Origin of the sequence: Actinophytocola algeriensis (genome assembly GCF_014203735.1) — a bacterium.
Classification (GTDB): Bacteria; Actinomycetota; Actinomycetes; order Mycobacteriales; family Pseudonocardiaceae; genus Actinophytocola; species Actinophytocola algeriensis.
On the sequence record NZ_JACHJQ010000012.1, the window covers coordinates 143,238 to 154,560 of the forward strand.

At 70.4% G+C, this 11,323-nt stretch carries 11 protein-coding genes; 4 read left to right on the top strand and 7 right to left on the bottom strand.

Features of this window, described 5'->3' with window-relative positions; translation table 11 throughout:
* Positions 1–171: 171 nt before the first annotated feature.
* Positions 172–786, bottom strand: coding sequence for a hypothetical protein (locus FHR82_RS42025; protein WP_184816283.1), 615 nt, complete (start codon positions 784–786; stop codon positions 172–174).
* A gap of 170 nt (positions 787–956) precedes the next feature.
* Positions 957–1,508, bottom strand: coding sequence for a TetR/AcrR family transcriptional regulator (locus FHR82_RS42030; protein ID WP_184816284.1), 552 nt, complete (start codon positions 1,506–1,508; stop codon positions 957–959).
* A gap of 64 nt (positions 1,509–1,572) precedes the next feature.
* Between FHR82_RS42030 and FHR82_RS42035 the strand changes: the two genes are divergently transcribed.
* Positions 1,573–2,337 carry an ABC transporter ATP-binding protein gene (locus FHR82_RS42035; RefSeq protein ID WP_184816285.1) on the top strand — a complete coding sequence of 255 codons (765 nt, stop codon included), beginning with the start codon at positions 1,573–1,575 and terminating at the stop codon, positions 2,335–2,337.
* 3 nt (positions 2,338–2,340) lie between these two features.
* A complete protein-coding gene (locus FHR82_RS42040; RefSeq protein WP_184816286.1) occupies positions 2,341–3,657 on the top strand; it encodes an FtsX-like permease family protein in 1,317 nt (438 codons plus the stop codon).
* A gap of 101 nt (positions 3,658–3,758) precedes the next feature.
* On the opposite strand, the gene FHR82_RS42045 is transcribed toward FHR82_RS42040, so the two are convergent.
* From FHR82_RS42045 to FHR82_RS42060, 4 genes are all read right to left on the bottom strand, one after another.
* Positions 3,759–4,712: a tripartite tricarboxylate transporter substrate-binding protein gene (locus FHR82_RS42045; RefSeq protein WP_184816287.1), complete on the bottom strand. Its 954-nt coding sequence runs from the start codon at positions 4,710–4,712 to the stop codon at positions 3,759–3,761.
* Between the two features lie 225 nt (positions 4,713–4,937).
* Entirely contained in the window at positions 4,938–5,978 is a 1,041-nt protein-coding gene (locus tag FHR82_RS42050; protein WP_184816288.1) for a peptidoglycan-binding domain-containing protein, read from the bottom strand.
* Entirely contained in the window at positions 5,975–7,000 is a 1,026-nt protein-coding gene (locus FHR82_RS42055; protein ID WP_184816289.1) for a peptidoglycan-binding domain-containing protein, read from the bottom strand. The genes FHR82_RS42050 and FHR82_RS42055 overlap by 4 nt, the downstream gene beginning before the upstream one ends.
* A 205-nt stretch (positions 7,001–7,205) precedes the next feature.
* On the bottom strand, positions 7,206–7,658 hold the full coding sequence (locus FHR82_RS42060) for a winged helix-turn-helix transcriptional regulator (protein WP_184816290.1): 453 nt from the start codon (positions 7,656–7,658) through the stop codon (positions 7,206–7,208).
* A gap of 115 nt (positions 7,659–7,773) precedes the next feature.
* Here FHR82_RS42060 and FHR82_RS42065 point away from each other — a divergent pair, with 115 nt between their 5' ends.
* Complete coding sequence (locus tag FHR82_RS42065; protein ID WP_311771546.1) at positions 7,774–9,039, top strand: MFS transporter; 1,266 nt, start codon at positions 7,774–7,776, stop codon at positions 9,037–9,039.
* A 5-nt stretch (positions 9,040–9,044) separates the two neighbouring features.
* On the opposite strand, the gene FHR82_RS42070 is transcribed toward FHR82_RS42065, so the two are convergent.
* A complete protein-coding gene (locus FHR82_RS42070; RefSeq protein ID WP_184816292.1) occupies positions 9,045–9,242 on the bottom strand; it encodes a hypothetical protein in 198 nt (65 codons plus the stop codon).
* A 221-nt stretch (positions 9,243–9,463) separates the two neighbouring features.
* On the opposite strand from FHR82_RS42070, the gene ggt reads away from it, so the two are divergent.
* Entirely contained in the window at positions 9,464–11,263 is a 1,800-nt protein-coding gene (ggt, locus tag FHR82_RS42075) for a gamma-glutamyltransferase (RefSeq protein ID WP_184816293.1), read from the top strand.
* Positions 11,264–11,323 lie beyond the last annotated feature (60 nt).

Consider the following 11,323-nt stretch of genomic DNA (forward strand, 5'->3'; position numbering starts at 1 on the left):
GCTGTGTCCGCATTCGTTGGCCGGGTTGGGCAGGTCTCTGGGATGGCAGGCAGCCTCGGAGGTGGTGTGGGGCTGGCGCCCCCGCGCGCCTTTCGCGCCTTTGCGGCTAGGGCATCGTCAGGGGCTCCGCCATACCACTGAAGGACCCGGCGAACGTTGGTGGAGCCAGCACTAACCGATCGGCGAGGAGGGGAGCGGCCACGCGTTGCCCTCTCCCGACGACGTGAACACGACGTCGGTGAGGGCGAACAACGCGGTGCCGAACGCCCCGGCGAACGCGTCCAGTCCTTCCTGGGTCGGGGTGAGCGGAATTCCGCTGCCCTTGATGACGGTGGGTTTGCCGGGTGTTCCCGGCAGGACGCTGAGTCGTACCGCGGCCGGGTCGCCGGTGTACATCGGCAGCTCACCCACCCACTGGTCGTTCACCTTCAGGAACGCGAAGATCCGGTTGTCCGGCAGGGAACCACGGATGCCGGTGATCTCCATGCGTGCCGTGGGGGAGGTCAGCACGGCACCACCCAGGAGCCGTCCACTGCCCGAGCCGGGCTGTCCGGTCAGGGCGATCGTTCCGTTGGCGTACTCGGGGGTCATCCGCACCCCGACCACCCTGGCGTCCGCGCCGGTGATCGGCACGGCGGGCTCGACCGCCTGGATCTCGATCCCCTCCGACGCGAGCCGGGTGAGCGCGAGCTCGGTGGCCTGCAACTCACTCAGCCCGTCGAGGAGGGTGAACGCCGGATCAGCCGCCGAACCCGTTGCGGCTGCCGCAGCCGCGGTACCGCCCATCTGTCCGAGGAGTGGCGCAGCTACCGCGCCGCTGACAAACAACCGTCGAGTCACCGCCATGATTCTCAGTACCAGGGAAAACGGGGCGGTATCACGGGTTCTAACTCGAAAGTAGGAACAGGACCATCCTTTTGATGCCGCCCGGGTGCGTCCGGGTGCCGAGAGGACGGTCAGCCGTGGTCGGCGCGGACGATCTCATCGGCGGACGGGGCCTGGTCGGGGTCGGTGAGCCACTGGAGGGCGACGCCGACCAGGAGTGAGTAGTAGTGGGCGCCGACCGCGTGCACGTCCGCCGGATCGGAGTCGGGGCCCAGGCCGCCGAAGGCGTTGGCCAGTGCGGTCCGCGCCGTGCGCTGCGCCGCGGCGTTCATCATGCGGATCTGGTCGTCGTGCTGGAGGACCGCGACCGTCTCGAAGTTGACGAACCAGAGCTCGCGGTTCGTCTGGATCGACTCGATGATGCGCTGCCACCTGGCGACCTGCGCCGCCTCCTCCCGCGCCTCTCCGGTGTCCTCCAGCGCCTCGAACAGGAAGCGGCCCCACTCCTCGTTCAGGTCGTAGACCGCCTGCGTGAGCAGTTGGTCCTTCGAACCGAAGTGGTAGTTGATCGACGCCTGGTTGGCGCCGGAAGCCGCGACGAGATCACGCACCGTCGTCCGCGCGTAGCCGTTGCGCAGGAGGCATTCGCGAGCGGCGGTGAGGAGGTTCTCTCGATGGCCCATGGCGTGTACCGTATCATGTAAACGTTCGTTTCAAACGAACGTACATATCGATAGGAGTCGCATCATGAACGCCACACCAGTCCTGCGGATCCGTGGGCTGACCTGCCAGTACCCGGGCGATGCCGGCCCGGTCCACGCGCTGCGCGGCGTCGACCTCGACGTCGGCAGGGGGTCGTTCGTCGCGATCATGGGGCCGTCCGGCTCCGGCAAGACGACCCTGTTGCACTGCGCTGCGGGGCTGCAGCAGCCGACGTCCGGGCTCGTCGAGCTCGAGGGGCGCGACCTGACGCGGGCCGGGCAGGTGGAGCTCGCGCGGTTGCGCCGCCGCCAGGTCGGGTTCGTGTTCCAGTCGTTCAACCTCCTGTCCGCGCTGACCGCGGGGGAGAACGTCGAACTGCCGCTGCGGCTGGACGGTCGGCGCGCCGACCCGCGGCGCACCGCGGCCCTGCTCCAGGGCGTCGGTCTCGGCGAGCGCGCCGGGCACCGGCCCGACCAGCTCTCCGGCGGGCAGAAACAGCGCGTCGCCGTGGCGCGGGCGTTGATCACCGACCCCGACGTCGTCTTCGCCGACGAGCCGACCGGCGCACTGGACATCCGCAGCGCCCGCGAAGTGCTCGCGCTGCTGCGCGGCCTGGCAGACCGCGGCCAGACGATCATCATGGTCACGCACGACCCGGTCGCCGCGTCCTTCTCCGACCAGGTGCTGTTCCTCGCCGACGGCCGCATCGTCGACCGGCTGGCGCGACCGTCCGCATCCGCGGTGGCCACCAGGATGGCGACGCTGGTCGAGTCCGCGGAGCGGGCCGCCAACGAAGCTGTGGTGGGCTGAACCGTGGTGACGCTCGCTTTGCGCTCGTTCGTCCACCACCGCTCGGCCGCGCTCGCGACCGCGCTGGTCTCGTTCGTCGGCATGCTGCTGGTGACCGCCATGGCGGCGCTGCTCGGCACCGGGCTGGCCCCGACGACCACGGCGGCCGACGCGCCGTTCCTCACCCAGTTCCCGCTGATCATGGGCGGGTGGGTGGTGGCGATCGTCCTGTTCGCCATGGTCTCGACCATCGGCGTCACCCTCGCGGGGCGGCGGGGCGAGCTCGCGGGTCTCCAGCTGGTCGGTGCGACGCCGCGCCAGCTGCAGACCATGGTCGCCGTCGAGACGTTCGTGCTGTCCGCCGTCGCCGCTGTGCCGGGTACCGCCTGCGGCTATCTCCTCGGGTGGCTCGTCATGGACCGGGTGCACGCCGCTGGGCTCATCGACGCTGTCTCGGAGTTCGCACCCGGGTTCGCGCTGCCGTTGCTGGGCGCCGTGGTCGTGCTCGTCGCGAGCGTGGCGGCGGCCTGGCTCGGCAGCAGGCGGCTCACCGCGGCGAGCCCGGTCGGAGCGCCCGTCGCGACCGGGCGCACGAGCCGGGGCAGGGGACGGCGGATCGGCGCCGCGATCGCGCTCGTCGCCGGGCTCGGATCGGCGTCCTCGGTCGTCGGCCTCGACGCCGACAACGTCGCCACCACCGCCATGACCGGTCCCGCGTGCGTCCTCGTCGCGGTCGGGCTCGCGGTGCTCGCGCCGGAGCTGCTCGCGGTCGCGACCCGGGTCGTCCGGGTCGTCACGCGCACGACCGGCGGCGCCGCCGGTCACCTCGCGGCGATCAACATGACCGCCGCACCTGAGCGGGTGCGCCCGGTCGTCACGTTCCTGACGCTCTTCGTCGGTGTCGCCGCGGGCACGCTGTCCATGCAGGGAATCGAGAACGACTACACGGCGGGCGGCGGCAGCACCGATCAGGTCCTCGCGTCGATCAACTACCTCGTGGTGGTGCTCATCGCGATCTTCATGGGGATCGCCCTCACCAACACCCTCGTCGCCTCGATCCACCAGCGCCGCACGGAGTTCGCGGTGATGTCGCTCGTCGGTTCGACGCACACGCAGACCCGCGGGATGCTCGTCGGCGAGGTCGTGGCCGCGACGGTGACGAGCGTCGTGGCGGGCGGGCTCGGTGCGGTCGTCTGCGTCATCCCGTTCGCCGTGGTGAAGCTCGGTGATCCGCTGATGGCGTTGGCGCCGGTGCCTTACCTGCTCGCGATCGTGGTGGGCGCGGCACTCGCGTTGGGTGTCACCGCGTTGGTCGGTACCCGCACCATCCGCACGGCCTGACCACCGAGGTACTCCTGTTCGAGGAGAAGGCGCTGCTGCCACCACCGATGCTCTGAGGCACCTTCCCCCGGAGGTGCCTCAGAGCACGGGCACGACTGCCGTTACCTGCCTTCGATTTCCGCCATGTTCAGTCCCAGCCGGACGCTGCGCTGGAGCTTCCAGTAACGGGCGCGCTGCTCTCCCGCGCCGATCTGGTCCGCGGGCACGAACTCGGCGCCGATGTCGCGCTGGACGTTGTCGGTGCTCAGACACCGGGAGAGCGCGGACGACAGTTCCGTGTACTTGGCGTCGCCGACGTAGTCCGGCGCGCTGAACGCCGTGTCGATGACGAGGTCCGGCATGGCGTCGAAGGACCGGTAGCCGACGGCTTCGTAGATGGTCGGCACCTCCGGCAGGTACGTCGGCTGCTGGAGGCCGCCGGAGGCGAGCAGCCTGACCTCCCCGGCCCTGATACCGGACAGGAGCTCCGGTGTGAGGGTGACCAGGCCGGCCGCGTAGTCGCCGGCGACGACACCGCGGAGGATCTCCGCGTCCGAGTCGACAGGTGCGGACTCGAGACGGGTCTCCGCCAGGAAGTTCAGGAGCCACAAGGTGTAGCCCTCGACTGTCTTGTCCCCACGGTTGGCGACCGTGACCGGTGGACTGCCTGCCTGTGCCGCCGCCAGCAGGCTTTCGGCGGAGTCCACGGGGCTGTCCGCGGCGGTGAACAGGACGACGGGCGCGGAGCGCACGACACCGAGGAAGGAGAAGTCCTCGACGCGGTAGGTCCTCTCGGGAAGCAGCAACGGCGTCACCACCGTCGGGCTCACCGAGCTGATCATGAGCGTGTGCCCGTCGCGGTCCGCGTCGACGAGTGCCTGGTTGCCGAGCACACCGTTGTCGCCGGGCAGGTTCCGCACGACCACGTCGACCCGCAGCCGGTCGGCGAGGCACGGCGCGACGGCGCGGGCGACCGTGTCCGTGGGGTCCCCGGCCTCGGCGGGCACGATCAGGTCGACGTCACCGCCGGCAGACGGCCCTGATCCGTCCGAAGCCTGAACGCATCCCGCGGTCATGACGACAGCACCCATCACGAGCACAAACCGGCGAAGCCGCACCCGATTCCCCCAATGTCCAGACCGGACATCAGCCTATGGGACAGCGGCAGTCCCCCCACACAGTTCGCTGTCAAGTTTCCGGAAAACTGCGTACGGGCACCGGCCGGCGCCGCGGTTGGAGGTTGCCGTGGCGCGTCCTTGCACCAGCGCGGCCGCACCGTACTACCGAGCCACGGGTAGGGCTCACGGCAGCAGCGCCTCCCAGGTGAGCTTGCCGACGATCCCGTCGTCGGTCAGGCCCCTGCTGCGCTGGAACGCCCTGACCGCCTCCTCGGTCAGCGGGCCGAAGTCGCTGTCGGGCTCACCGGGCTGGAAGCCGCGGTAGACCAGCAGTTCCTGGAGGTAGCGGATCTCGCCGGGGTTCCCGTGTCCGAGGCGCAGGAGGTGCCTGCCGGCCGCAGGGCCACCCCAGTCGTTCTCGTCGACCTGGCGCTGGACCGCGCCGCCCGCCCCGGCCGCGTCGGCCTCGTTCGACGGGTCGACGCCACTCTGGACGGTCACGAGTCCCATCTTGTGCTCGTACCAGGTGAGCGCGGCGGTCGCCTCGGCGTTCGCCTCGTAGACCGGGTCGTCGGCGGCGAGGTTCGCGATAGTGAGGGGGAGCCAGGTCTTCTCGTGGATGCTGGGCCCGTCCATGCCGTACGCCCCCGCGAGCACCCGGGCGACCAGCCACCACTGCTCGGCGTGCCGGGCCTCGTGGTAGGGCGTGTCCATGTTGTACACCGGTTTGTAGACCGGGTCGTTCTCGTCGCCCGCCGCCCGGAACTTCACCTCGTCGATCGTCACCTCCCAGTCCCACCAACTGAAGGTGGCCCAGTTGCCCTCCGCGTCGCCGAACCGGAACGGCACGTAGGGCACGCCGGCCGCCGCCAACTGCTCGTTGGCCGCGGCCGCCACCGTCTCGAGTTGCTCGTGGGGCTCCTTGTCGCTGAGCACGACGTCCTCGTAGGTGTCGGAGACGTACTCCTCGATGCTCTCCTCGGACCGCAGGCCGTCGAGGTCGCCGAACTGCGCCGCCAGCGCCGCCCAGGTGTTCACCCCGCAGACGCCGCGTTCGTCGCCGACCATGTGCTGTTCCTGGAAGTTGGCCAGCGCGGCGGCGGTGACGGGGCCGAAGTCCCCGTCGGGAGGATCGGTGAGGTAGTTCAGGTCGCGCAACATCCGCTGGAGCAGGCGCACATCGCTGTTGTCGTTGTCGCCCTCCGCAAGGGTGGGGCGGGTCATGGCAGCAGCGCCTCCCACGTGAGCCGGCCGACCAGTCCGTCGTCCTCGAGGCCCTGGCTCGCCTGGAACGCCTTCACCGCGGCCTCGGTCTTCGGGCCGAAGTCGCCGTCCACCGCGCCCGGCGTGACGCCGCGGTAGATCAGCAGTTCCTGGAGGTAGCGGATCTCGCTCGCGTCCTGGTCGTCACGGCGCAGGATCCGCCGTCCCGTCGCCGGCCCGCCCTCGACGTACTCCTTCACCTGCCGCTTGACGCTGCCGCCCGTGGCGCCCGCGTCGGCCTCCCGGGGCGGGTCGACGCCCGCCGGGACGGGGGAGACGCCGAAGTTCTGCTCGTACCAGGCGATCGCCGCCATCGTCTTGGTGTTCGACTGCAGGATCGGGTCGGCGACGGCCAGATTGGCGATGTCGAGGTTCAGCCCGGTGCGGGCGTTGATGGCGGCCCCGTCCATGTCGTACAGCCCGGCGAGCAGGCGCGCGATCGTCCACCACTGCTCGCTGTGGCGCGACTCGTGGTAGATGGTGTCCATGTTCTCGACGGCCTCGCCGCTGTCCTGCGCCTTGACGTACAGGTCGCGGTTGACGGTGACGGCCCACGGCCGCCAGTCGAAGACGGCCCAGTTCGTCCCGGCGTCGCCGAAGGCGATCGGCACGTAGGGCACCCCGGCGGCGGTGAGCTGCTCGTTGGCGGCGACGGCCAGCGCGTCGAGCTGCTCCTGGGGATCCATCGAACTGTGCGCCGTGCCGTAGGTGTCGTCGACGTAGTCGGCGATGCTCTCCTCGGACCGCAGCCCGTCGAGGTCCCCGAACTGCGTCTCCAGCGCGGCCCACGTGTTCACCCCGCACACGCCCTCGGGATCACCGATCATGTGGTCCTTCTGGTACGCGATGAGCGCGGCCTCGGTGATGGGGCCGAAGTCCCCGTCGATGTTGCCGACGGGGTAGTGCATGTCGCGCAACATCTGCTGCAGCAGCCGGACGTCGTTGTTGTCGAAGTCGCCCTGCTGGACAGTCGGTCGGGTCATGGCCACGCCCTTCGTCGATTTCGTCAACGGTGACCTGCGTGCCCGGTCCGTGTCCGTCCCGAAAGGGCAGCCTTCCGGGACGGCGCGGCCCCCACTTCCGGGCCGGTTCGCCGCGGAGCGCGTTGACCAGCAGAGTTGTGGCATCTCGTGGCCGGGGCCCCAACCGCGGCACCTGGCACGGCGGGACCCGGAGCTCCGGCTCAGCTCACCGCGTGGAGATCTTGTGGACGGTGGTGTCGTCGGGGTTCATCCGTCGCCCGTCCGAGGACAGCACTTCCAGTGGCCGCAGGCGATGCCCTCGTCTGCGGTCGACCAACTGCGAGTGTTCCTCGCCGGGGGCGAAGAAGTTCTGTTCGCCCCACTGCCGCAGTGCCACGATGACGGGGAAGAGCGACTTCCCCTTCGGAGTCAGTACGTACTCGCGGTAGGCGCTGCCGTCCGAGGCGGGGACGGATTCGAGGACACCGCCTGCGACCAGGGTGCGCAGCCGCGCGGTGAGGATGTTCTTCGCCACGCCGAGGCTGCGCTGGAACTCCCCGAAGCGCCTGCTTCCGTCGAAGGCGTCCCGCACGATCAGCAGGGACCACCAGTCGCCGATCGCGTCCACCGACCGGGCGACGGGACATTCGCTGTCGTCGAAGCGCTTCCTGGTCACCATGGCGTCCTCACTCTCTCACGATGGTTGCAACATGCTACCAAAATAGCTACCGTGTCATTGGTAGCAAGATGCAACCAGATGTGGAGGAGTGCTGATGCCCGGCGACGGTGGGACTGTGACACGGGTCGACGCCCCAAGCCGGGAGGGTTCCGGGCTCGTCCTGTCCCGTGGCGTCGTCATGCTGTTCGCCGTCGCCTGCGGGACCGCGGTGGCCAACGTCTACTTCTCCCAGCCGCTCCTGGTGACCATGGGCCACGACCTCGCCATGAGCCCGGCACTTGTCGGCGGCGTGGTCACCCTCACGCATGTCGGGTACGGGCTGGGGCTCTTCTTCCTCGTGCCGCTGGGCGACGTGGCCGACCGCAGACGGCTCATCGTGGCCCAGTTGCTGCTCCTGGTGATGGCGCTGGCCGTGGTGGCCACCGCCCACACGGCGGCGATCCTGCTCGCGGGGATGGCCGCGATGGGGCTGCTCGCGGTCGTCACGCAGACGCTGGTGGCCTTCGCGGCATCACTGGCCGCTCCCGCCGGGCGCGGACGGGTCGTGGGTCTGGTCACCAGCGGCGTGGTCATCGGCATCCTGCTCGCCCGCACCGCGTCCGGCCTCATGGCGGATCTCGCGGGCTGGCGCTCCGTCTACCTCGCCTCGGCGGCGCTCACCGCTCTGCTCGCCCTGCTCCTGTACCGCGTGCTGCCGCGCCACGGTGCCGCTCCGGCAACAACCCTGCGCTACGGACAGCTCTTGCGCTCCACCATCACCCTGTTCGCACGGGAACGACTGCTGCGGCTCCGGGCCGCGTTCGGTCTGCTGGTCTTCGCCGCCTTCAGCACGTTGTGGAGCAGCGTCGCGCTGCCGCTCAGCGAAGCCCCGCACTTCCTGTCCCACAGCGCGATCGGGGCGCTGGGGCTGATCGGTGTGGCAGGCGCCCTGGCCGCGACCGTGGCAGGCCGCCTGAACGACCGAGGACTCTCCCGGCGGACCACCGGCATCGCCATGGCACTGCTCGCGCTCTCGTGGCTGCCGTTGGCCTTCACCCGCGGTTCGCTCTGGGCCCTGGTCGTCGGGGTGGTCCTGCTCGACCTCGCCGTGCAGGCGGTCCATGTCACCAACCAGACCCTGATCCACGCACTGCACCCGGACGCGGGCAGCAGACTGATCGGCGGCTACATGGTCTTCTACTCGATCGGCAGCGCCACCGGCGCCATCGCCGCGACCTCGCTCTACACGGTGGCCGGCTGGGGCGCCGTGTGCGCGCTGGGTGCCGCGTTCAGCTGTCTCGGGCTCGTGCTGTGGGTGTTCACCCGCCACGGCGTCCCGGACCCCGCTGCCAGGGTGACCCCGCGCGACGAAGCCCGGGCGCTCTCACCGGACGTCGAGTAGCCGGCTCACCCCGCCTTGGTGTGGCGCTGCAGGTGTTGTGCGTACTCGGCGAAGTCGGTGGCCAGTTGTGCCGGGGTCCAGCCGCCGTCCCGGTGGGTCACCAAGGACTCGGCCGGGTGGGCCCAGATCGCGAAGCGGTCGCCGACGAAGCTGAAGTACTGGCCGGTGATGGCGGCCGACTCCGCGGCGCTCAGGTAGACCACGAGCGGGGTGACGTCCTCGACGGTGCCGGTGCCCTGCCTGCGGAGCTCGGTGCGGGCGCGGTACGGGCAGCGGACTGCCAGCGGCAGGGCCTACCATGCCCTGACCCCGCCCGGAGGTCCATTATGGACTTTCGGGTCGGCCCGGTGACCATTGTGCACGGAGGCGGTTACCGGTAAGACATTGGCGAGTACGGACACGCTGCGCCACGAAAGAGGTCGGTATGCGAACACGCCGGATCGGATCGGCACTATCGGTGGGGCTCCTGCTCGCCGCGGCACTCACGACCGGTATCGCCCCGGCGGGCGCCGAAAGAGCGGGCGAGCAGCCGTTGGCGGTCGGCCGGGGTGGCGCGGTCGTGTCCGACACGCTCGAGTCGACCGAGGCTGGGATCGAGGTGCTGCGCCGAGGCGGGACGGCGACCGACGCGGCGGTCGCGGTCGCGGCGACGCTCGGCGTCACGGACCCGTTCGTGGCCGGTCTCGGCGGTGGTGGCTTCTTCGTGCACTACAACGCGCGCACCCGCGAGGTCTCGACCATCGACGGCCGCGAGACCAATCCGATGGCCGGCGACGAGACGATGTTCATCGACCCGGAGACCGGTGCGCCCTATCCGTTCGGCACCGCCGTGACCAGCGGTCTGTCGGTCGGTGTGCCCGGCATGCTGGCGACGTGGGAGCGTGCGCTGCAGCGGTGGGGCACCCGCGATCTCGGCGAGTTGCTCCGGCCCGCGATCCGGGTCGCCGAGGACGGCTTCCCGCTCGATGCCGCCGTTCGCGGCCAGATCGCCTCGAACGCCGACCGGCTCGCCCAGTTCACGTCCAGTGCCGAGCTGTTCCTGCCCGGCGGTGCGGTGCCCGAGGTCGGCACGCTGATGCGCAACCCGGACCTGGCCGACACCTACCGGGAGATCGCGGCACACGGCACCGACGCCTTCTACTCCGGTCCGGTCGGCCGCGACATGGTCGCGGCGGTGCGGACGCCGCCGCTCGCGCCGGACGCCACCATCGACCCGCCCGCCGGTCTGATGACCGAAGCCGACGTCGAGGCCTACCGCGCGATCGACCGCGCCCCGACGCACGTGCGCTACCACGGCTACGACGTCTACGGCATGGCGCCGCCGTCCAGCGGCGGCATCACGGTGGGGGAGGCGCTGAACATCCTCGAGCGGTTCGACCTGTCCGACATGGACCGCGCGCAGGCCCTGCACCACTACCTGGAGGCCAGCAGGCTCGCCTTCGCCGACCGGAACCGCTACATCGGCGACGCGGACCACGTGGACGTGCCGCAGCGGCAGCTGCTCTCGGACCGCTTCGCGCGGCAGCGCGCCTGCGAGATCGACCCGGCCGCGGCGGGCGTCAGCCCGGTCGCACCGGGTGACCCGTTCGGCGGCGCTGCGTGCCGGCAGGCCGGGGTGGCCACGCCGAGCAAGCCGGAGGGCACGCACACCAACCACTTCGTGGTCAGTGACCGGTGGGGCAACGTCGTCTCCTACACCAACACGATCGAGCAGCTCGGCGGCAGCGGGATCGTCGTGCCGGGCCGCGGGTTCCTGCTCAACAACGAGCTGACCGACTTCAACTTCGCGCCAACCCAGGGCGACGCGCCCGACCCGAACCTGCCCGCGCCCGGCAAGCGGCCGCGGTCGAGCATGTCGCCGACGATCGTGCTCCACCACGGCAAGCCGTTCCTCGCGGTCGGCTCGCCGGGCGGGTCGACGATCATCACCACCGTCCTGCAGATCCTGGTCAACCGCCTCGACTTCGGGATGAGCCTCCAGGAGGCGATCGCCGCACCACGCGCCACCCAGCGCAACACGCCGACGACCCTGGCCGAGGCCGGGTTCATCGACTCGCCGACCGGCACGCGGTTGGCGGCGCTGGGGCACAGCTTCGACAGGAGTACGGGGATCGGCATCGCGGCGGGCCTGGAGTTCGGGCCTCGGGGGCTGGTCACCGCGGTCGGCGAACCGACCCGCCGCGGCGGCACCTCCGCGGCGGTCCTACTGCCCACCCGCCGCTGACGGTGACACTTCACGAAATTCGTGGGTCGTCGACGTCGGCAAGGCCGTAACGCAGGTGGC